This is a genomic window from Paenibacillus sp. FJAT-27812 (genome assembly GCF_001273905.1).
In the GTDB taxonomy this organism is placed as follows: Bacteria; Bacillota; Bacilli; order Paenibacillales; family Paenibacillaceae; genus Pristimantibacillus.
Genome location: NZ_LIGH01000001.1, coordinates 4,283,182 through 4,305,137 on the forward strand (window position 1 = coordinate 4,283,182; position 21,956 = coordinate 4,305,137).

Annotated in this window: 17 protein-coding genes and 1 pseudogene; 15 read left to right on the forward strand and 3 right to left on the reverse strand. The window is 40.0% G+C overall.

From position 1 onward, the window contains the following. Positions 1-374: 374 nt before the first annotated feature. A complete protein-coding gene (locus ADU23_RS18045) occupies positions 375-2,132 on the reverse strand; it encodes a glycoside hydrolase family 35 protein (RefSeq protein WP_053374998.1) in 1,758 nt (585 codons plus the stop codon). Between the two features lie 174 nt (positions 2,133-2,306). Here ADU23_RS18045 and ADU23_RS18050 point away from each other — a divergent pair, with 174 nt between their 5' ends. Next, on the forward strand, positions 2,307-3,200 hold the full coding sequence (locus ADU23_RS18050) for an AraC family transcriptional regulator (RefSeq protein WP_053374999.1): 894 nt from the start codon (positions 2,307-2,309) through the stop codon (positions 3,198-3,200). Between the two features lie 9 nt (positions 3,201-3,209). Here ADU23_RS18050 and ADU23_RS18055 read toward each other — a convergent pair whose 3' ends face one another. Further along, positions 3,210-4,646: a carbohydrate ABC transporter substrate-binding protein gene (locus tag ADU23_RS18055; protein ID WP_053375000.1), complete on the reverse strand. Its 1,437-nt coding sequence runs from the start codon at positions 4,644-4,646 to the stop codon at positions 3,210-3,212. Positions 4,647-4,993: 347 nt separating this feature from the next. Between ADU23_RS18055 and ADU23_RS18060 the strand changes: the two genes are divergently transcribed. The 7 genes from ADU23_RS18060 (at position 4,994) to ADU23_RS18085 (ending at position 12,681) form a co-directional block, all read left to right on the forward strand. Next, the gene (locus ADU23_RS18060; protein WP_053375001.1) at positions 4,994-6,340 is read left to right on the forward strand and encodes a carbohydrate ABC transporter substrate-binding protein; all 1,347 of its coding nucleotides are present in this window, start codon (positions 4,994-4,996) and stop codon (positions 6,338-6,340) included. A gap of 195 nt (positions 6,341-6,535) precedes the next feature. Beyond that, entirely contained in the window at positions 6,536-7,321 is a 786-nt protein-coding gene (locus ADU23_RS18065) for a carbohydrate ABC transporter permease (protein WP_231637463.1), read from the forward strand. A gap of 11 nt (positions 7,322-7,332) precedes the next feature. After that, positions 7,333-8,232: a carbohydrate ABC transporter permease gene (locus ADU23_RS18070; protein WP_197286085.1), complete on the forward strand. Its 900-nt coding sequence runs from the start codon at positions 7,333-7,335 to the stop codon at positions 8,230-8,232. A gap of 9 nt (positions 8,233-8,241) precedes the next feature. Then, positions 8,242-8,397 carry a DUF6903 family protein gene (locus ADU23_RS34250; protein ID WP_442950611.1) on the forward strand — a complete coding sequence of 52 codons (156 nt, stop codon included), beginning with the start codon at positions 8,242-8,244 and terminating at the stop codon, positions 8,395-8,397. Positions 8,398-8,503: 106 nt separating this feature from the next. Further along, positions 8,504-10,249, forward strand: a complete 1,746-nt coding sequence (locus tag ADU23_RS18075) for a sensor histidine kinase (RefSeq protein ID WP_053375004.1) — start codon at positions 8,504-8,506, stop codon at positions 10,247-10,249. Between the two features lie 7 nt (positions 10,250-10,256). After that, positions 10,257-11,894 carry a response regulator transcription factor gene (locus tag ADU23_RS18080; RefSeq protein ID WP_053375005.1) on the forward strand — a complete coding sequence of 546 codons (1,638 nt, stop codon included), beginning with the start codon at positions 10,257-10,259 and terminating at the stop codon, positions 11,892-11,894. A gap of 217 nt (positions 11,895-12,111) precedes the next feature. Next, positions 12,112-12,681, forward strand: coding sequence for an SF0329 family protein (locus tag ADU23_RS18085; protein ID WP_053375006.1), 570 nt, complete (start codon positions 12,112-12,114; stop codon positions 12,679-12,681). 94 nt (positions 12,682-12,775) lie between these two features. Here ADU23_RS18085 and ADU23_RS34065 read toward each other — a convergent pair whose 3' ends face one another. After that, on the reverse strand, positions 12,776-13,198 hold the full coding sequence (locus tag ADU23_RS34065; protein ID WP_331459319.1) for a GNAT family N-acetyltransferase: 423 nt from the start codon (positions 13,196-13,198) through the stop codon (positions 12,776-12,778). Between the two features lie 920 nt (positions 13,199-14,118). Here ADU23_RS34065 and ADU23_RS18095 point away from each other — a divergent pair. The 7 genes and pseudogenes from ADU23_RS18095 (at position 14,119) to ADU23_RS18125 (ending at position 21,943) form a co-directional block, all read left to right on the forward strand. Beyond that, complete coding sequence (locus ADU23_RS18095) at positions 14,119-15,012, forward strand: nicotianamine synthase family protein (RefSeq protein WP_053375007.1); 894 nt, start codon at positions 14,119-14,121, stop codon at positions 15,010-15,012. Between the two features lie 20 nt (positions 15,013-15,032). Then, positions 15,033-15,541 (forward strand): annotated as a pseudogene (locus ADU23_RS18100) (sigma-70 family RNA polymerase sigma factor); the annotation flags it as partial. 571 nt (positions 15,542-16,112) lie between these two features. After that, positions 16,113-16,844: a glycerophosphodiester phosphodiesterase gene (locus ADU23_RS18105; protein WP_053375008.1), complete on the forward strand. Its 732-nt coding sequence runs from the start codon at positions 16,113-16,115 to the stop codon at positions 16,842-16,844. A gap of 369 nt (positions 16,845-17,213) precedes the next feature. Further along, complete coding sequence (locus tag ADU23_RS18110; RefSeq protein WP_053375009.1) at positions 17,214-18,161, forward strand: ABC transporter permease; 948 nt, start codon at positions 17,214-17,216, stop codon at positions 18,159-18,161. 120 nt (positions 18,162-18,281) lie between these two features. After that, positions 18,282-20,012 (forward strand): extracellular solute-binding protein, encoded by a 1,731-nt coding sequence (locus ADU23_RS18115; protein ID WP_053375010.1) that lies wholly within the window; start codon positions 18,282-18,284, stop codon positions 20,010-20,012. 104 nt (positions 20,013-20,116) lie between these two features. Continuing rightward, complete coding sequence (locus tag ADU23_RS18120) at positions 20,117-21,025, forward strand: carbohydrate ABC transporter permease (RefSeq protein WP_053375011.1); 909 nt, start codon at positions 20,117-20,119, stop codon at positions 21,023-21,025. 27 nt (positions 21,026-21,052) lie between these two features. Further along, a complete protein-coding gene (locus tag ADU23_RS18125) occupies positions 21,053-21,943 on the forward strand; it encodes a phosphoesterase (RefSeq protein ID WP_053375012.1) in 891 nt (296 codons plus the stop codon). The last annotated feature ends 13 nt before the right edge of the window (positions 21,944-21,956 follow it).

Sequence of the window (21,956 nt, forward strand, 5' to 3'; positions counted from 1 at the left end):
GGAATGTTTCTTTTTCGAAATTATAAGGTCGAAATCGCTCGTGAAAGTACTCTGTATTTCTATAGCCTGGAGCAAATTGAAACAAAATCTGGAGAGTTTTCTCTGGGGCTGCTTTTTCCTTTACTCATTATACAGATACCGTGCTCTACTGAATTCATTTTCCTAATCGAACATGTAATAAGGAGATCACCGGTTTCCGATGACTAAGCAACTTGACGCTGCTTTACCCACACATGTGGAGTATACAGTGTGAATGAAGAGCATTTAAGTCAAGACAAAGAGCCCTAGCGTAGCAAGGGCTCTTTGTCTTGATGGAGAGAGATCTCTTATGCTGAAATGACGCTATAGCGTTGTTGATCGTCAAGCAATAAGCATTATCCCAACTCCGGTTGATCAACAAACTGCAGCTCTAAGCTTTCTGTTCCGTCAATGTCAAATACGATGATTTCATTGTTGCCTAGACGTAGAAACGGTGCGGGAATGTAAAGGGTCTGCTGTGGGCCAGCTTTCCAATATCGACCTATATTGAATCCATTCACGTACACAACCCCTTTAGACCATCCTTTGAGCTTCAAGAATGTATCTGCTGGTGCATTTTCAATGTGTAATTCTGCACGATAAAATGCTGGACCATTTGTTGTTGTTTTCTCTATCGCAGCAAAGTCCAAAGGTTTCAAATCGTCAAGTGGCATTGTCCAAACCGTCCATCCATAGAGGAATTGATTGCCGTGACGAACGCCTTCGGTAATACCTTTACGATCAGCTAGATAGGGTCCGTAGTTGATACGCCCCATATTCTCAACTAAAATTCGTAGACGTGCGCCGCCATTTGGCACTTCAAAATGCACTTTTTTACTGGAATCCCATCTCTCGATGATTCCTTTAAATTCATCATTCAAGAATACTAGTGCTCGGTCGTGGCAATCTTGAATAATGAGTTCTTTTTCTTCACGTGGTCCTGTAATAAATGTTTCATATAGGATAAATCCGTTATTTTGTCCGTAACGCTCCATTGGTTCTGGAGTGACAGATTTTACTGGTTCAGACAATAGGTGCAACTGATCAAACAAGGCCGCATGGCTAGCAGCAAGGACCGTTCCATAGGCTTGCTTAGGCAAAGCTTTAGGAACTTCCATCTCAGGAAGATCTGTATATTTCGCTATAATATCTCGTATTGCAAAGTATTTCTCAGTAGGATCGCCAGCTTCATTCAATGGTGCGTTATAATCATAGCTTGTAACCGTAGGCTCATAATGATCGCGTTCTAAGCCATTCGCTCCGCTAGTGAAACCAAAATTAGTGCCGCCATGGAACATATAAAAATTCACTGAGGCCCCTAAAGAAAGCATATCCTCGAATACTTTAGCCACTTCATCACCATTACGGACATGATGTTCTTCACCCCAGTGATCAAACCAACCATTCCAGTATTCCATACACATAAGCGGGCCTTGTGGTTGATATCGACGAAGCATCTCGAAAGATTCTTCTGCTCTTGAACCGAAATTCGCAGTTTCTAGAACATTTGGAACCATTCCGCCTTGAAGCATATGATTCTCTGGTCCATCAGAAGTGAATAATAATACGTCAATGCCACGACTTATCATAGCTTGCTCTAAATATTGTAGATATGCCGTATCGTTGCCATAGCTTCCATATTCATTCTCTACTTGCATAGCAATAATAGGGCCGCCATTTGTGGAAAGTAATGGTTTCAGTCTTGGCAATAGCTCATCGTAATAGGCGTCCACTTTTTCAAGATAGGGGCGGTTCATACAACGAAGTTGTATCTCTCGATCTGCAAGGAGCCATGCAGGTAATCCGCCGAATTCCCATTCCGCGCAAATATACGGACTCGGGCGTACGATGACATGCAAACCTAGTTCGCCTGCCAATCGAATAAAGCCTTCAACATCTGCCATGCCTTCAAAGTTAAACTTACCAGGCGCAGGCTCATGGAAATTCCATGGTATATAAGTTTCTACTGTATTAAAGCCACATGCCTTTAGTTTTAATAAACGATCATACCAATATTCAGGCACGACTCTAAAGTAATGGATAGCCCCGGAAATTAAGCGAATAGGCTTGTCATCGAAATGAAATTGATCATTTTGTACAGTTAACACAGTCATCTATATGACCTCCAATTCTAATTGGGTGCGCGCTTAGTAGTGATACTCCCCATTTTAAGTGGAAAAAATGATCAAACAAATGGACAAAAGTAGACATTATTTGACCTTTTGTTTGGAGGGCGTTACGCTATAATAAGATGCTTGAAATATTGAACGCAAGGAGGTCCATGTAAAATGGATATTAATTATTCACTCCCTAACCTAACGAGTACGCTGCAGATTATCGGCTGCCATGTAGGGAATTTTCATCCTAATTGGTCTTTTCCACGGCATCATCATAATCTCTTTGAACTATTGCATTGTAAAAATGGAGAGATAAGGCAAACGATAGGGGACCATGTTTTTACGTTTAGCAGTGGGGATTGGATATTAATAAAGTCCGGAATGTTGCATGCCTCTGAGAATAACTCAACATCCTTTTATCGTTTCTTTAATTTACATTTCGATCTGGATGACCCGATTATTCGTGCGCGATTATGCAAAACGGATTATGTGATCATTAAGGCAGAAGAGGCAATTCAATTAGCGTTACCGTCACATGTTAACGCTATTGAAAATGCTCTTTTGCACCATAATCGAATAGATACCGTTGAGGACGACAAAGCGCTTAATCGCCTTATTATCCAATCTCATACTATAGGTATCATTAGTGAATTTATAAAGTACAGCGAAAAAACGACTAGCCCGATTCTGAAGATTGATCATAATATGCATGATGCCTCCGTATTTGAAACGGAGCTAGCCCATGAGATTGAAGACAAACTGCGGAATGGAAATAATGAAAAAATAGCTGAAATTGCCGCCTCATTAGGGATTAGCCGCGGACGCTGCACGCACATATTTACTAAGGTTTATGGGCAATCGCCCAGGCAGTATATGAGTAAAATTGTGCTTAATCAGGCGAAGCATTTGCTTGTGCATTCGACCTATACGATGGAAGAACTAGCTGAACGGCTTGGATTTCAGTCTGCAAGCCACTTTTCTAGGCAATTCCGCCGGTGGACAGGCATGCCACCTAGTGCATTTCGACCGAAATTCGTTCGTTCTCAAAGCAATGAGGACGGGTAATCGCTATCGTTAATTTTGTTTGCTCATATTCGCTTGAATCTCTATAAAGGCATGTTCTACTTGATTCATCCATTCCTCGGTAGTCATTTTCCCAGTCATAACCGGTGTTATAGCTGATTTGAACAATTGATTTCTTATATTCTCTTTGGAAAACTTAGGAATAACTTCCCACTCTTGTGTTATGGCAGTCGTTCCTTCATATGCGCTGGACATTTCATATACACCAGGGGTTAAATAGTTTCTCAAAAGTTCTTGCGCTCCTTTCAGTGCAAAAGTACCGTTGGATTTCTCTGCAAATAATCGGATAGATTCCTCGGTATAAAGAAACTTCAAAAACTCTTTTGCAAGTTCAGCGTTTTTGGCTTTGAGCGGAATCGAAAATTGTTCATAGCTAGAAAGGATATAACGTTCATCGCCTTCATGAAATACAGGCACAGGAATCATGCCGAATTCGAATCCTTCTTCTCTTGGAGAATCTTTCATTTCATTTTCCATCCACGAACCATTAACGATAAAAATGGCTTTGCCAAGCATCATATCCGTTTGTGATTGGGTGTGATTAAGTCCGACGGTTCCCTCCATCAAATACCCGTCTCTCCCAAGCTTAGCTAATGTATCCAAAACCTTTTTGACAGGCTCCGTCTTAAAAGAACCCGGTTCATATGAAAATATTTTTTTTAGTTGCGTAATTCCAGCTGCATTTGCAAGTGACGGATAGAGAATTTCCTCCAAATATTCTGGATATATGCCCTGATAAGTAAATAGCGCACGCTTGATTAGATTTCCATTTTCATCAACTACATAATTTTCTTCTTTCTTTAATTCCTCGTCCAAGGCAAAAAACTCATTCCATGTTACGGGCAGCTTCCATCCCTTGTCCTGAAACAATTTTTTGTTGTAGATTAATCCCATTGGTGCAGCATTGAACGGTGCCATATAGATTTTCTCGTCTCGATACGGAGTAAATCTCGTGCTTTCAAGGATGCCAGGGAGAATCATGTCCTTTAAGCGCATTTTCTTATCTAGTGCTACCTCATCAAAAACGTCGGTTATATCCATTAAACCTTTTTCTTTCACTAATGAGGCCATAATTCCGCTTTGGTCCGTATCCGAAATCGCTAGAAAATCCGGGGGATTGCCAGCGACAATTTGTGGTCTAATTACATCACCTATCCGAGGACTGATTGTCATATGCACTTGTACGCCAGGATAAGCAGCTTCGAATTTTTCTGTGATTTCTTTCCAGTATTCTTGTCCATATCCTCCTTGAAATACGGCGATATGCAATTCATTGTTCTTGAAATTTTTCGCCTCAGCATCTGAGTGCTCATTAATGGATGACTTGTCAGAGGGAGACGTTTGATCTTTCATAACATTTAAAGATGAAATAGCAATTATTCCTAGTAATGCAAACGTTATCAAAAATAGGCTTGGATATCTTTTCATCTTATTCACTCCAAGATTTTTATCGTAAAAAGACCCTTAACAGATCAATTATGAACATTATTGACATAGAAGTACATGAATATTATCGCTCATGTTATGAATAATTTTAACCAAAATCAGCAGTGGAAATATAAATATTCTATTTAACTGCTTCTGAATTTTATCTGAAAATGAATGGTGGCTTCAGCTTATAGATAATTTATGCAAGCCGATGAGCGATTTTATCTACTTGAGCAAATGCTATTGAACACTTTGAATTTTATTAGTTAATCTAGATAAGCGGAAACAACTTTATATCGAATAATGAATGGTGTTCGTTATTCACAAAAACGAGGAGGGGTAAGATTATGAAAAAAATGGTAACTTTGGCGCTTGCGGTTATTATGGCATTTACGCTGGCAGCTTGTGGTTCATCCAATGGCAACGCAGAGAAAAACGGTTCAACTAATTCTAATGCTTCAACTGGTAAAGTCCGTACGCTGAAATTTGCTGCACTAGAAACAGCTTATGGAAAAACGGCGTGGGAAGAAGTTGCAGCTGCATTCGAGAAAACGGTTCCTGGTGTGAAAGTTGAAATGACGATTGAAAAAAACATCGAAGATGTTATTGGACCAACGATGAAATCCGGTGAGTTTCCAGATGTTATCCATTTAGCAGTCGGTCAACCGAAAGGGCTTACAGAAACATTCGTAAAAGATAACAACATGACTGATCTTACCGATGTTCTTTCAATGACAGTGCCTGGCGAAGAGGTAGCCGTTAGTGAGAAAATTATTCCTGGTTTTACAGATACGACGATTACCAATCCATATAATGATGGCAAAACCTATTTGATGCCAATGTTCTACAGCCCTACTGGCTTGTTCTATAACGAAGGTTTATTAGAGCAAAAAGGCTGGGAAGTACCGAAAACATGGGATGAAATGTGGGCATTGGGAGATAAAGCAAAAGCAGAGGGTATTGCACTATTTGCTTATCCAACAACTGGTTACTTCGATTCGTTCTTCTACGCCATGTTGAACGCAGTTGGCGGACCTGATTTCTTCACTAAAGCAATGAGCTATTCTGAAGGAATCTGGCAATCAGCAGAAGCAACGCAAGCATTTGATATGATTACGAAGCTAGCTTCTTATACGGAGAAAACAGTTCCAGCTAACGGAAACAAAGATAACTTTACGAAAAACCAACAGCTCATTTTGGACAACAAAGCCATATTTATGCCTAACGGTACATGGGTTGTTAATGAAATGGCAAATGCACCGCGTGCAGAAGGATTTAAATGGGGCTTTACAGCGCTTCCAGCTGTAGCAGATGGTGGAGACCGTTATTCTTATACATTCTTCGAGCAAATTTGGGTTCCAGCTAAAGCCGAAAATCCTGATTTAGCGAAACAGTTTATCGCATATTTATATTCCGATGAAGCTGCAGCGATTTTCGCTAATGCAGGTGCAATTCAACCGATTGCAGGTATGTCTGGAAAACTTGAAGGCGATAACAAGCTATTCTACAGTATCTATGATAATGGCGCTAAAGCAGCAATGGGCGCGTTCGCAACTACTGTACCCGTTGAAGGCGTAAATATTTCTGATACCGTATTCGGATCGATCGATTCCATTGTAACGGGTGCAAAAACAGAGCAAGAGTGGGTAGATTCGATAACTAAAGCCAGTGATGCTCTTCGTAACGCGAAATAGTCACTTAACTACTCATTTAAAATAGAAATTGGTGCTGTGGTCAGTGACAACTGGCCACAGTTACGTTAGACCTAGGAAGGAGCTCGAGTAATGCCATCTAACAGGGGAAAATCCCGTTTCATATTCTTTTGTCTGGCTCCGGCCGTAATCTTATTTGTTATCTTCTTGTTAATTCCGAGCATTGACGTGTTTCGAATGTCCCTATACAAATGGGGAGGATATACGGATGACAAGACATTTGTCGGATTGGATAATTTCAGCAAGTTGTTCCAAAGCGATAAATTTTATCAAGTGTTCCAAAACAGCATTTTGTTAATTGTTGTTGTTACTATTGTTACGTTTGCATTAGCTCTTATTTTTGCAGCGATTCTTACGCGAGGTAAATTAAAAGGAATAAATATATATCGAGTTGTTTTTTACATTCCAAATATTTTGTCTATTGTCGTAATTAGCGCGATTTTCTCTGCAATTTATGATCCGAGCAATGGACTTCTAAACTCGATTCTTAAATTATTCCATATCGTAGATGAGCCCGTCTTATGGCTTGGAGATCAAAAACTGGTTATTTACAGTCTTGCTGCAGCAATGATATGGCAAGCAGTTGGTTATTACATGGTTATGTATATGGCAAGTATGGCGAACATTCCTGAGAGTTTATACGAATCTGCTGATCTTGAAGGTGCATCGCCTGTACATCAATTTCTTACCATCACAATTCCGCTTATTTGGACGAATATTCGCACAACGCTTACCTTTTTTATTATCAGTACGATTAATATGAGCTTCCTCTTCGTTACAGCTATGACTAGCGGTGGTCCTGATGGAGCGACTGAAGTATTCCTAAGTTACATGTATAAAGAAGCGTATACGAATTCTTCTTATGGTTACGGAATGGCGATTGGCGTTGTGGTGTTCTTGTTCTCGTTTGCTCTAGCCGGCATTCTTAATGCAGTTACCAAGCGTGATCATCTAGAGTATTAAGGAGGGAAGAAATGATGACAAGCAATTCAGCTCTGCAAAAGGGTAAAGGAAAAGAAGTATTATTCAAGTCTGTATCCTATTTTTTGTTGATTTTACTAACAGTCATTATTATCATTCCGGTATTGTGGACGTTTATTGCATCTATTAAAGAAGATGTTGAATTTTACGGTAGTCCATGGGCGTTACCTAAAGGCATTTATCTTCAGAACTTTGCAGATGCTTGGCTAAAGGCAAATATGGGTGATTATATGCTGAATTCAGTGCTTGTAACGGCATTGTCAATTGCATTATTGCTCGTTATTGCACTTCCGGCAGCTTATGTACTTGCACGTTACCGTTTTAGAGGTAATCTGCTATTGAATACGATGTTTATGGCTGGTTTGTTTATTAACGTAAACTATATCATCGTTCCCATTTTTCTAATGCTGAACAATGGTGACAAAATGGCGCGTACGATGTTTGGTCAACCCATTTTATTGAATAACATTATTGTACTAGCGCTAGTGTATACAGCTATGGCATTGCCATTTACGATTTATTTGCTGTCAGGTTATTTCAAATCACTATCGAAAGAATACGAAGAGGCTGCTTCTGTCGACGGAGCAGGACATTTTAGAACGATGGTTCAGGTTATTATGCCAATGGCAAGACCTGCGATCATTACGATTATATTATTCAACTTCCTGTCCTTCTGGAACGAATATATCATTTCGATGACCTTGCTAACGAAACCTGATTTCAAGACACTTCCGGTTGGTTTGATGAATTTGCTAGCTGCGCAAAAATCTGCTGTTGAGTATGGACAACTGTATGCTGGTCTCGTGATTGTTATGCTGCCAACATTGCTTGTATATATTTTGGTACAGAAGAAATTAACTCAGGGAATGACTATGGGCGGTTTGAAAGGATGATAGGATAATATGGACAAATTGCTCTATTTAATACTGTTCATTATAGGAATGTTGCTTACCGTATTCGGTCATCAATCGATTGGCCCATCGGGACTTTTAACTATGCTGCTTGGACTTGGGATGCTTACAAGTTTCTTATGGTTATATAACAGAAAATATAAATAAAATCCAAAGAAGATGATTTTTCCAATATTGGGGGGATCATCTTCTTTAAATGTTTTAAGGTGCACATTATGTTACTATAAACAGATCAAGATCAAGGGGTCATGCTATGCTGCGTAAATTTAAGATTCAGCATCGATTAATTGGAACATTTTTGATCGTATCGGTTATTCCTATCATTTTTCTCGGATTCTACGCATACAAGTTATATTCGGAATCGATCAGTGATAAGCTCAGTTCATCAACCTTTCAGGCGATAACTTTGGTCAATAAAAATTTGCTGACAGAGCTTCAAAATTATCAATTTCTTAACGGTTCGATTTCTACGAATGAATTCGTGCAAGCAAACTTAGCTAACGAAAGTGCACAACAATTAGTTTCCTCAACATCCAAAGAAGCTGCAATGGATGCTATATTTCGAACGATATTTCCGTCTCATGTTGTAACCGTTAGCATTTACGATACGGATCACGAACCATTCTACGAGCTTGGATATGAAACGATTAGCAAGCAGTATTTGGAAAAGGCGATTTCGGATGTCAATGAGAATGCTCCTTACGATGGGCTTACTTATGTAAGAACGATTAGTTCATACGACACGATCGCTGTAGGGAGAAAGATCCATGCAGAGCATGATAGCTCCGAGCAGATCGGATATGCTTTCGTGTACGTCAATACAGACTTGTTCTCCAAAAATATTCTTTCAAGTGTTGATCTAGGGAAAGGGTCGAATCTTCTTATTATGGGGCGAGATGGGACTGTGTTCTCCTCGAGTAACAAAGAGATTACATTAGGAGAACAATACACCGATCCTGCGCTGTTTCAAATGATTCAAGATGCACAGAAAAGTAATCATTCTTCTTTTTCCGGATTGGTTAATCATGCTGATCAGCAAATATCTTATATATATAATGAGCAAATAGGTTGGTATCTTATATCTTTGATGCCCTATTCATATATTAACTCTGAAATAAGTCAAATCACGTTTAGCATGATTATAATCGTATTAGTGATTGTAATCTCTTGTATTTTCATTATTTATTTCATGAATAATAGTATTGTAAAACCTATAAAAGGTATTATGGCTTTCAGTAATCAAATATCTAATGGAGAGTTTTCCAATCGCATTCAAGATGAGTATGATGATGAGATGAGCGTACTATCTCGTAAAATAAATAGCATGGTCAGTGAGATTGAGAGATTGATGGATAATCAAAAGCTTGATGATAAACGGAAGCGGGAGTTAGAACTCCAAATGCTTCAGTCACAAATTAATCCGCATTTTTTATTTAATACATTAAATACGCTTCGCTGGCTCGCAGTTATTAATCAGGTGCCAGTACTTAATAATGGAATTAGCTCACTATCTGAATTATTGCGCAGTACGATTTTAGATAATAATGAAGAGATTACGATTGAACAGGAACTTCAAAATTTAGTGCATTATTTTGAAATTCAAAAAATTCGTTATGCAGACAGGTTCGAGGTTAGATATGAGATCAATGACGAGCTGCTTCCATTTTTAATTCCAAAATTAATATTGCAACCCGTCGCTGAAAATGCCATTATTCATGGTATTTCTGAGAACGGGAAGTCTATAGACATTATGATTAAAGTTCAACAGGTTGATAATCAGCTTCACATAGACATAACCGATAACGGTAAAGGATTCGATACGAATCAAAACCGTTCTTCGGACCATACAGATAAGTTGTCAGGCATTGGAGTAAATAATGTGAATGAACGAATTAAGCTCCATTACGGGGATCAATATGGTTTATTCATTTCAAGTGCAGTAGGAGAGGGAACAAGTTGTAGAATGATCATACCTATTCAAAAGTCAGAAGGAGATTAATTATTATATGTTCAATGTATTGCTTGTAGATGATGAGCCTATTGTAAAAATTGCCTTACGTACGATGATTGATTGGGATAATCTTGGTTTTTCTATTTGTGGAACAGCCTCAGACGGAAATGAAGCATTGGTGTTAGTTAAAGAACTAAATCCAGATATCATCATTACAGACTTAAAAATGCCGAATATGAATGGTCTGCAGCTTATAAGAGAACTGAATGAACTTGGCTATAAAGGTAAAATCATTGTTGCAAGTAATTTTGGTGAATACGAGCTTGTACGTGAAGCGCTAGTTCTTGGTGCGGTCGACTATATGTTGAAAATTAGTATCAAGACGGAAGCACTTATTGAGCAGCTTCAGAAGACTGCAAAGCTCCTTCAGGAAGAACAGCTTATTTTGCAAGAGCAAGTAACGAGAGAGCAAGTATTGCGTAACAACTTGAAAAGCGTAAAGAACACGATGCTGAAAGATTATTTTACAAATAGTTATCATGACATCGAGCATTTTTTAAAAAATGAGGAAATTCAACTAAATTTCGCTAACAAAGCTTGTTACCAATTTTATATACATTTAGATGATTCCTCATTAAAGGAAGGTCAAAAATTCAATATTTCTTTGTCATTCATTGAGAACATGATTCTTGATTTAATGGAATCGGAACATGATGTAGAGGTATTTCAAGTAGAAATCAACGCAATTATTGTCTTAATTGCTAAGGAACGACTGCATCAATGTCAATTCGATCCCTTGACCTTTGTTCAAAAAATTCAAAAACTAATGCAAATGTATATGACGATCGAGACTGCTATCGTGTATTCATCGGAAATATGCGGTTATCAAGAGGCTAGACAAACGTATTTAGAGTGTAAAGATACGATTGATATCAATTTTTACGAGGAACAATCCGTTATTTTTAATGATGAGGTTGATCTGAAACAAGAGATAGATTTTGTCAACTATGTTGATTTTTCTAAATCTATTTTGGATTTTCTGTATAAAGACGAAAGCTCTTCCATACAGTTGATGTTGAAAACCTTTACAGAACAAGCTCATCAGAGTAGCATACATCCTTTTGCGCTTAAAACATTTATGAATAAATGTTTGGATTATTTACCGCTATGTGATACCCAAATAACGATATTGAATGCCGAGCAATATGATAGAAATAAAAACAATGTATTGGAATGTAAAAGCTCAGATGCATTATTGGCAATTGCAATGGAAGCTTTAGATGGGTTAAGTTTATGGAAAAATGCTCCTAGATCACTTGATTCGTCTGTGACCAAAAAAGAAATAGTCGATGTCATTCGTTATATCGAATTACATTATCGGGATAAAATCACGCTGGAAATGATTGCTGACCATGTTAATTTCAGTGAAAACTATTTGTGTCGCGTGTTTAGGGATCAAATGGGTATGAGTTTAATTCATTATATTAACAATGTTCGGATGAACAAAGCAGCAGAATTAATTATGAAAGGCCATACTTATATTAAAGAGATATCAGCATTAGTAGGAATTAGCGACCAATTTTATTTTAGTAGAATGTTCAAAAAACAATTCGGAGTCTCACCTACTGATTATAAAAGTCATGTTACGCAATTAAGTCAGCAAAAGAAACAAACGTATCCCCAATTGTCGTAAAGGTAACCCAATAGTTAGACAATGCTAAATAAGCAACAGCTAAGGTATGAAGTCGGTATTGTGAACCGAACTCATACCTTTTAACCATTATATACGAGAAAGTTTACGGGATCACGTGGAGACATTCGTAGTATGATCGATGTGTTGGTTATTGTATTATGGATATTAGAACAACTGCCTAAATAGGTAGTAATTAATATAGAACAAGGAGTAGTACATGACCTGGAGCAAATTGAAACAAAATCTGGAGAGTTTTCTCTGTCCCGCGTTAAACGGAAGGGTTGAATACCTTGCAACGAGCTACCGTTATTTACCAGATAAATCAGGGCTTTGTAATATTGCAGTAGATAAAAAGAACATACTTAATATGAGTGATGCAACTAACTTGATCAGATGGTATCAGACCGAGCTGGAAATTAAGAATGATTCAGATATCCAAATTCCTATCACCAATGAAGAAATTGAAGCAGTCAGAAAAGATACCAAGGGGAACGTTCCGGAGGATCGTCTAATCGTAATTGCAAGAAGCAGAAAAAAATCAGATTATGCAAAGGAGCTTTTGTCGGCACAGTCAGCATTAAGCAAATCAAATTTTATCGTTATAGCGAATAAGTTTTTATCCATTTCTATAGAGGAAAGCTTAGAGAGCAATGATATCTTATTGAATATTTTAGCTTTGGTGGACAGGCGAGTTGGAAAAAAGCGAATTTTAAATATGTCCGAGAAGATGAAGTTAAAGCATCCAATTGTGCAGTATTTTTATGAACTACGTCTTGGTACGTTATGAATAATGATAAATTCAGCTTCTGTTAACTCATCATTGATAGCGCAATTCGATTTAGGCATCCTAGAATTAGATGAATTATCGGTGTTGACGCTGCTTACTCCACACAACTGGTGTGAAGCTCGCTATGCGCATTGGCGGAAATCGTAAAGAGGGGCGAAGAACCCCTCTTTTTGCTTTTAGAAATGTTATCGGACAATGTTGTTTTTAAAACGAAAAAATCTTCACTGTTATCTTCGAAACGGTTTCGATTCAAATAAAAATAGATTAAATGATCTCTAAGTTCAATCTCCCTTTCGAATCCTAATTTCCTCAATAAACGAATTGACCTTTCATTCTCTGGTTCAACAGTCGCATCAACAATCGTTAGCCCCATTTTTGAAAATCCGAAATCAATTACTACTTTCATTGCTTCAAACATTAATCCTTTGCCCCAGTACCGCTTAGATAAATCGAATCCGACTTCAGCTGTAAAGACATCATCCGTTTTTCTTAAATAGTGATATCCACATGTACCGATTAGACTATTATTTTTTTGTCAAACAGCCCCCACCGACAGCCCGAATCCTCTTGATGAAATCTAATAATTTCTTCATCTGAGAAATGTTTAAATACTGCTTTGGAATCCTGTAGTGTTAAAAGCTTAAGATGTAGTCTCTCTGTTTCTAATGAAGGAAACTCGACTCTTTTATTGATTGACACCATTTCTGGCCCCCTCATTTCTAATCAAATCATGATCAAAATATAATTCTATTCAGGAACTGATTAATCCTTTTCTAGCAAGCAAGGCTAGCCGTAGGGGGAGTTGTTTACTGCTTGACAAAGCATTAGGCTTGGCTTTAGGTAAAGACTCATCGGCCAATTGAGCAAAGTTTCGGATATGCCATGATGGATAAGCTAATTTGATAAGTTAATAGTCACCACTATGGCTTGATTTCCATCGTTAATACTCTTAAACACAATATTGTAGTGCGAGCGGACTGAGGAGCCGTTATTTGTTCGATTTTCTCATTTTGGTTGTGTAAGAGGACAGGAGAGACGCTATTACTCATCAAACGAGTGATTTTCGTGTGTTTATGACTGAATAACGGAACCTCAGTCCGTAAGCATCAAGATAAATAGTTGATTTTCATTAATAACGGATTCTCTGTCCGCTATATTTTCCGTGTTTCCACTTCACGTCTTTATTTTATGGTGAAAATCGCAGTTTGTAGGTGAGAGCTCGGAGTTCGGAGTGTTACTTTGATCAGGGTAGCGATTTTAGCTGTTTTAGACGTGTTAAAGAAACGGATATTACTGATTTTGGGTGATCGCGAATTTGTTTTCGGCGTAAAATCGTTGCGGCAGCAAGCTCCGTCCCAATATTCGTCTACATCCTTGACCATATGAATATATTTCGTAGTAAGAAGTTGGTTGTAGAATGAAGGAGGAATTGGGCAAATGGAGGGTAATGCTGCTGGTTCTTTAATACTTACAGTCAACGCGCCAATGATGCAAATGGTTGACAACTTTATCGCTTTTATCCGTGAAGCAAATGAAATTCTTCAGAAGGAATTAGACCTGTCTCCTGCTAATCAACTGGTTACAAACATCATTACTCAGCTTTCCATACAGTTGCGATCCCGTTATTTACCGGAGGAGGTGCAAGCCGTTCTAGGCAATGAGTATATTCGAATGAATCAACGAAAATTGCAGGATAAGTTGTCAGAAGCCGAATTTCTAGTTGAGCTAAGTGATTCTCTTCACATTTGCAAATCCGAGGATTCCGTCTTGGATATCGTTAGGAGCTTGCCTAACTGGAACATTTACATGGCCTTAGTTAGTCAGGAGCTGTCAACTTTTCATCGATTCATCCGCCAGGGCAGTCAGACAGAGAAGTCGCCGATTGTCTTTGTTGGAAGTGGACCGATGCCGCTAAGTCCTATTATTCTGCACTTGCTCGGCGGTATGGAGGTAATCTGTCTGGAAATGGATTCTGTGGCCTATGAGGCATCAAGGTCTTTACTCGAGCACATGGGCTTAGGGGCAAAAGTGACTGTCGTCATGGAGAATGGTTCGGAGTTCGATTATAGCTCGTATAACCGGGTTTTTGTGGCTAGTCTCGTGAGAAATAAGCGGGCGGTGCTTGAACGAATTAGTCGTACTTCCCCAGATCCTCTAGTAGCTATTCGCACAGCCGAGGGAATGAGTCAAATCATGTACGAAGCGATTGATGAATCGCAGTTAGATAAGCAGGGGTGGAAGATTCTGGGGCGAACGTCCCCTGAAGATAATCTGGTCATCAATTCGACTTTGTTTATCGATCGCTTTAATGCTACCGGCATACTGGATTGACAAAGGACCGCGTCCAAGACGTCAATAAATTCGACAATGCTGGTGAGGATCTCGAGTACTTTATTAGCATTGGGACGACCGGCTTGATCAAGTTGATCGAGAGCTTCCAAACCGGAAAAGGCACACGAAGCCCGCTACATTCGCTGCTCGTTGTATCAAGAATGAAACACTTATGCGCCTCCGGAATTTGAAGAAGACGCCGCAAGGTTGTATCTTTGCATGATCCGATCGGCACGGACGAGGAAGGCAATGAGATTACGTTGATCGATATCCTCGGCACCGAGGAGGGCGATATTATGGATAAGGTGCTGCTGAAGATTGAAAAGTCGAAAATACATAAAAATCTGGTTGTGCTCAATCACCGCGAGAAGGAGCTTGTAATCGGCCGCTTCGATCTGGAGCATGGCGGGGATGAGCGGACGCAGTTGGAGATTGCGAAGTAACGGGGTAATAGCCGCAGCTATGGTCGCAGATTGAGAAGCGTGCGCTGATAAAGCTTTATTTTGAGTTTTATAAGGCGCAGCGTTGATAATGTTGAATTTTGAAAAGTGGCCACGTGTTTGGGACGTGGCTTCTTATTTTGTTTGAGAAGAATAATTTCGCTAGTGATTTCATTATATCTAAGTAGGTAGGGTACGGTGTAAGTCTAAAAAGGGATGGTGCCCTTGAATTATTTGCTTACCATATGAAGAAATTGGAAATTTTTTGTGCAAGAAAAATAAATGACTAGTCAGTTTGAAAACCCCGAAAACATGTCGCAAAGTTATTATTGTTAAATAGAAAAAAGTCTTGTAAAGTGAGTTTAACATCTCACCACCGAATCTGCAGAATATCGTTATTCACTCTGTTAAAGTACGAATGCTAATGGAGGTGTGCTGAGAAACGATGGTTCTCCAATTTGATCCGACTGAATGACGCTTATAATGTTATAGGCATTACGCTTGGCGGTTTAATTGGTCTAGAACGAGAGCTTGGTAAACATTCAGCCGGTTTTCGGACTTACTTCTTGTTTGCATTGATGCTGCTGCGGCTTGGAAACAAAAGGCGTCCCAGCATAAAATGAAAGCGAATACATAATAGTTGGAAAGAGGCGAAATCGCATGCATAACACGATGATAGCTGCCCATACTGGCTGTGGCATTCATCCTGATAACACGATGGCTTCATTTGATGAAGGCATTCAATTAGGCTCAGATATCGTAGAAGTCGATGTACGCGTATCCCAAGATGGCAAAGCCATCCTTCTGCATGACGATTCACCTTACCTGCATATATATACATACGAACAGCTGAATAATCCGTCCATACGGCCGCTGCTCGATCCGATTTACAGTGATTATGAAATCGCAACGTTAGAACAAGTTCTACAAGTATCAGATAGACTTGGATTGAAATTGAATGTCGATATAAAAACGATAGACGCTATTGATGCTACAGTTAGCCTTATTCGCCAGTTTGAAGCGCAAAAAAGAGTCTTCATTACGGGATGCTCGGATAACATTACGGTGCAATATCCGGATATTCAAGTCATGCTGAATACGCCGGACGATCTATCCATCGAACAAATGGAGCGATATGGCGACTTCGCGGACGCTATTTGCAGTGAAGCTCTGCAGGGTGGATATGCAGGTCTTAACATGAATGGTTTTACTTGTCTTCCGCCTATAGTGATCAGGGCTCACGCCGTAGGTTTAATGGTTTGGGTTTATACGGTAAACTTTCGATCAGCGATGGAATGGTTTCTTAAGATGCAAGTTGACGCCATTACTACGCGAGAACCAAAGGTTCTTATGGAGCTTAAAGACGATTTGAAAAACTGTAAAAAACGGTAGCTATTAGAAAAATATTTTGGTATAATCTGTTTGCGGTAAGCGCTTACACTAATGAAGCGCATTTTGTTTTCATCTTCATGGTATCGATTCCAGAAATTTTTGCATTCGACAAGGTTCACACATTGTTAATAAGGAAGAAGGTGGATCCTGTCGTAATTCTGGGTACCGTTCAGTGAATGAAAATTAACAAAACATTTACTTCTGTATAACAATTATTGGTTTATTAAGAAAATTTTTATGAATATAATTCTTTTAGGGTACGAATTCATCATTCTGCTAAGAGGGTGGTTGGATAGAAATTATTAACTTAGTGATCTCTTTGTGGTATCGATACCAGATAGTAATCAGAAAGAAGGTGATTTCCGTCTTATGAAGCCAATGACCGTACCTTTAAAGCGGAAAAAGAGTGGAATCGTTTTATGGAAAAATATTTTGCATCATCGTTATTTGTACTTCATGTTACTGCCATGTGTTGTGTTCTTCATCGTTTTTTCTTATATTCCGATGGCCGGATTGCTTTTAGCCTTTAAGGAATACAAGTTCAACGAAGGCATTTTAGGAAGCCCTTGGGTAGGATTAGATTATTTCAAACAGTTCTTTAATTCCTATCAAAGCTCAGAGCTGATTAAAAACACACTTATCATTAGCTGCATGAAATTGTTTCTATACTTGCCGTTTCCGATCATTCTGGCACTCATGTTTAACGAAGTACGCTCTAAATGGTTCAAAGGCGTTTCCCAGAGCGTGCTGTACTTGCCGCATTTCCTCTCTTGGGTCGTCGTTGTGGGATTGGTTCAAAGGATACTCGCTCCCGATACTGGCTTGCTGAATCAATTAATAGCAAAGGCGGGCGGCGACGGAAGTACTTTCTTCATGATGGATCCGGATTACTTCTACCAGATTATGTTCGGAAGCCATATGTGGAAGTCTATTGGTTGGGACTCAATTATATATATCGCAGCCATCTCAGGAGTCAATCCCGATATGTACGAAGCGGCTAAAATCGATGGGGCCGGTAAATTGCGGGAGGTTTGGAATATTACGCTGCCATCCATCACACCGACAATTGTAATCCTCTTCATACTATCATTGGGCAGCATACTGTCCGCCGGATTCGACCAGATATATTTGCTCAAGACACCGGGCACCGCACCGCTCTCCGACATTCTGGATACCTATATTATCCGCGTTGGCTTGCAAGGCGGACAGTACGGATACGCTACAGCGGTGGGCATGCTGCAAGGATTAATTGGATTAATTCTGGTTGTTTTCGCGAATAAGCTTTCCCGTAAAGTCTCTGATACATCCTTATGGTAACGGCATTCTGATATCGTTACCATGTTAGAAATACGCAAGGTTTAGCATGACCATCCTTTCGGTGGAAAACGTCCTCTGGCGTGTTTCATAAAAAACATTTTTGAAAAGGGGAAAAATCGCATGAGTAAGAAATGGGCAAAGTATTTTGCAATCCCTATGGTGGCAGCTATGCTGATCGCGGGCTGCTCTAACGGTAACAAGAACAATACTGAAACTCCTGCTCCTGGCGACACAGCTGAGGTTACATCTGTACCTGAAGGGAAACCGGCTACATGGATTGCTGACCGCAAGATTAAAGGTCTTGTATTCATGGGTACCGACGATTACACCGAAGATATGAACCCTGAAATCAAAGCAAAAATAAAGGAGCAGACGGGGATCGATTTTGAAATCGAAATCATGAAGGCCGAAAAATCCATCGATGGTTTGATTGCAGGCATCGCCGCGAACGACTTGCCGGATTTCGTTGCTTTCTACCTCAATAACAGCGGTAGACCGGAAATGCCGGTTGTCTTGAAAGCAGCACGCGAAGGTATGTTCACTGATCTGACTCCGCTTATGAAAGATACGAAAGTGTATAGCAAATATTTGCAAGACGACTACTTGCCGCTGGATACGAAATACGGCGTTATGTTCCGTCCCGAGTTCAACGGTGCCTCTTATTTCGTTCATATGAATATCAATCGCCAAGGCGGCTACCTATCTAACAAATATGTAGGCGGCGCTTATATCCGCAAAGACATCGCTGAATCACTGGGAGTCGACCCGCGCACGATCAAGACGTCTGCGGAAGTGTATGAGCTAGCTAAAAAAATTAAAGCCGGTAACTTCAAGGACAACAACGGTAGTCCGGTTATCCCGATCGGACCATCCTTCTGGGGCGGTAAAGATGTTTCAGCTGCTTTCAAGGATTTGCAGTGGGGCGAGGACGACCAACGCATCAAAAAATCGAAAGACGGTCAAATCCTTCATGAAGCAGAAACCGAATATCCTATGAAAAAAGTAGAGTACTTCCAAAAGCTGCTTAAAGAAAAGCTTATTCATCCAGAGTACTTTACGATCGACGAAAGCCGCGCAACGGAAGGCGCATTGAACGGCTCATGGGCGATTATCGGTGATGCCCACAACTATCAAGAATTCAACCAAGATATGCATTACCTCCCGCTTGGACCGATTGACAATGTAGACGGTCCGTACCAAATGCAAGTCAGCTTTAAATCCGGTTACAGCGCATGGGCAATCCCGACTACAACGAAAAACCCGGCAGATATCGTTAAATTCGCTGACTACCTAGCTAGCAAAGAAGGAAAACTTATCTGGAAATACGGTCTGGAAGGCCGCGATTACACGCTCGGCGCAGACGGCTTTCCAATGGTGAAGCAAGAAGTGATGGATCTGAAAGAAAAAGACCCGAACGAAGCGAAGAAGCTCGGCTTTCAAGGCGTTGGCAACTCATGGGGCGACATACTAGGAGGTACCGACACCGATAACTTGGCTGATTTCGGCGAAATGCAATATGGCGACAAATTGAAAAAAGAAGATAATAACGGTGCTTTAAAACTAATCGAATATTGGAACTTTGAGGAAAAGTACAAAAATGCGAAGATCGTTGACAGCTATGTGCCAACTGCATTTCTCGGAGAATTTGACAGAGCTACAGAACTCAAAGCGGCTTTGGACGCTTACAACGAAACATTGATCCGCGCTTATTACGGCAAGAGCCTAGATGATGCTAAGAAAATGCTGGATAGCAATTTAAAACAATTGAAAGCAGCTGGATTGGACGACTATTTGAAGCTTCTCGCAGAAAAAGATGCCGATCCGAAAACGGATGTAAACCTAAACGATTAGGCAGCAAAGTTCAATAATAGGAAGCTGAAAATAAATAGTTGATGGTTAGGCGATTTTATCCGCTGCTGGGTAAAAGCGCCTTTCCTTCAAAGGAGGAGGAGAAAGTGGGAAACGAATTTTATAAGCTTAGCGTCGGCGAAAGAGTATTCAGAATCGTCAACTATTTGCTTCTTATTGCGCTGTGTTTATCGATTATTCTACCTTTTTTAAATATTTTTGCACTTGCTTTTAATCCCGGTAAAGACGCGGAAAGAGGCGGTATTTACTTCTGGCCTAGGATTTGGTCCTTGGAAAACTTCCAAAAGGCGTTTGAAACGTCGAACATTACAACTGCTTTTGGCATTTCCGTTTTTCGTACGGTTGTCGGTACGATCACAAGCGTTTTTCTGACTGCGGCAGCAGCATATGCGTTAAAGAGCAAAACGTTGCCTGGCGGGAAGTATATTATGATGCTCATTTTCTTCACAATGCTGTTTGGCGGGGGAATTATTCCCTACTACATGCTGCTCAAATCGATTCATTTGACTAATAATATTTGGGTTTATGTCATTCCAAGCTTATATAGCGTATGGAACATAATCATTATGCGTACATTTTTTCAGCAAATTCATCCGAGTTTGGAAGAATCGGCACGAATTGATGGATACAACGACTTTTCGATCTTCTTGCGTGTTATTATGCCGCTCAGCCGACCAGTAGTAGCAGTTATTGGCCTGTTTAACGCTGTTGGCCATTGGAACGATTGGTTCACCGGTGCTTTTTACATTCGTAAATCGTCACTACGCCCACTGTCTACGCTGCTGCAAGAAATGCTGATGAGCGCGGAAGCAATGCGGGATACGCTCAATCAAGCTGCCGGCCTTAGATACGATATGCTTGAAAAAATGCAGGTTACAGGTAATTCGCTTAAAATGGCAACGATTATTATAGTCGTCACTCCCATTATTCTTATTTATCCATTCGTGCAACGCTATTTTGCAAAGGGGATTATGATCGGTTCAATAAAAGAGTAAATCAGCCCAGGAGAGAGGAGAAGAAAGATGGACATATTGAATCCTTACGTGGAAATGGGGACTTGGTTAAAAGGAAGCTTTCATAACCATACGACAAACAGTGATGGCTGGTTTCCGCTTGAAACTGTTTATAAAATGTATGGCGGCTATGATTTTCTCGGTATTTCTGATCACGATAAAATTACGAAACATGAAGGTGAAAGGCAGATTCCGACCGTTTTCGAAGCAATAGAAGTTAGTAGTCGGCAAACGCATATGTTGCTAGTGAAACCGCCGCAGGTCATCATGGAAAACTACAGCAATGCGTTTACGATTGAAAATTATCAGCGTTTTGTGGACCTAACTGCAGCGAACGACGGCTTTGCAGTGCTCGTGCATCCCAATCGGTATTTCTCTAATTTTTGGGAACTGGAAGATATGCTTAAGATGAAACGATATCTTGGGATTGAGGTCTATAACGGGGACGGAAATCCAGAGTACGATATTGCGTTCGACAAGTGGGATGCTCTGTTGACCGCCGGTCGTAAAGTATGGGGGTTCGGCAATGACGACTCACACTTATATGGCCAAGAGAAGCGGGCTTGGAACGTGGTCAGAGCTAAAGAAAATACGAATGAGGCTATCATAGCTGCGATTAAAGAAGGCAACTTCTATGTATCAACGGGGTATGGGTTTGATGCGATCAGAGTGGAAGGCAACACCGTAGTTGTTGATCTTCGATCTAATGATTTGCTTGATAAAATGTACAAATACGTTACGTTCTTTGGCAAGGACGGACAGGTGCTGCAAGAAACGACTGGGCGAATCAAGCAAGCGAAGTATGCGTGCAAAGGTGACGAAGGTTACGTCCGTATAGCTGTTTATTTGGAAGGCGGATATTCCGCGTTTTCGCAGCCATTATTTGTTGAAAATGATTAGAGCTTTAGGTCGA

Excerpts from the sequence above, each read along its gene's own strand:
- ADU23_RS18045 (WP_053374998.1), bottom strand. The coding sequence starts at position 2,132 with ATGACTGTGTTAACTGTACAAAATGATCAATTTCATTTCGATGACAAG.
- ADU23_RS18050 (WP_053374999.1), top strand. The coding sequence starts at position 2,307 with ATGGATATTAATTATTCACTCCCTAACCTAACGAGTACGCTGCAGATT.
- ADU23_RS18055 (WP_053375000.1), bottom strand. The coding sequence starts at position 4,646 with ATGAAAAGATATCCAAGCCTATTTTTGATAACGTTTGCATTACTAGGA.
- ADU23_RS18060 (WP_053375001.1), top strand. The coding sequence starts at position 4,994 with ATGAAAAAAATGGTAACTTTGGCGCTTGCGGTTATTATGGCATTTACG.
- ADU23_RS18065 (WP_231637463.1), top strand. The coding sequence starts at position 6,536 with ATGTCCCTATACAAATGGGGAGGATATACGGATGACAAGACATTTGTC.
- ADU23_RS18070 (WP_197286085.1), top strand. The coding sequence starts at position 7,333 with ATGATGACAAGCAATTCAGCTCTGCAAAAGGGTAAAGGAAAAGAAGTA.
- ADU23_RS34250 (WP_442950611.1), top strand. The coding sequence starts at position 8,242 with ATGGACAAATTGCTCTATTTAATACTGTTCATTATAGGAATGTTGCTT.
- ADU23_RS18075 (WP_053375004.1), top strand. The coding sequence starts at position 8,504 with ATGCTGCGTAAATTTAAGATTCAGCATCGATTAATTGGAACATTTTTG.
- ADU23_RS18080 (WP_053375005.1), top strand. The coding sequence starts at position 10,257 with ATGTTCAATGTATTGCTTGTAGATGATGAGCCTATTGTAAAAATTGCC.
- ADU23_RS18085 (WP_053375006.1), top strand. The coding sequence starts at position 12,112 with ATGACCTGGAGCAAATTGAAACAAAATCTGGAGAGTTTTCTCTGTCCC.
- ADU23_RS18095 (WP_053375007.1), top strand. The coding sequence starts at position 14,119 with ATGGAGGGTAATGCTGCTGGTTCTTTAATACTTACAGTCAACGCGCCA.
- ADU23_RS18105 (WP_053375008.1), top strand. The coding sequence starts at position 16,113 with ATGCATAACACGATGATAGCTGCCCATACTGGCTGTGGCATTCATCCT.
- ADU23_RS18110 (WP_053375009.1), top strand. The coding sequence starts at position 17,214 with ATGAAGCCAATGACCGTACCTTTAAAGCGGAAAAAGAGTGGAATCGTT.
- ADU23_RS18115 (WP_053375010.1), top strand. The coding sequence starts at position 18,282 with ATGAGTAAGAAATGGGCAAAGTATTTTGCAATCCCTATGGTGGCAGCT.
- ADU23_RS18125 (WP_053375012.1), top strand. The coding sequence starts at position 21,053 with ATGGACATATTGAATCCTTACGTGGAAATGGGGACTTGGTTAAAAGGA.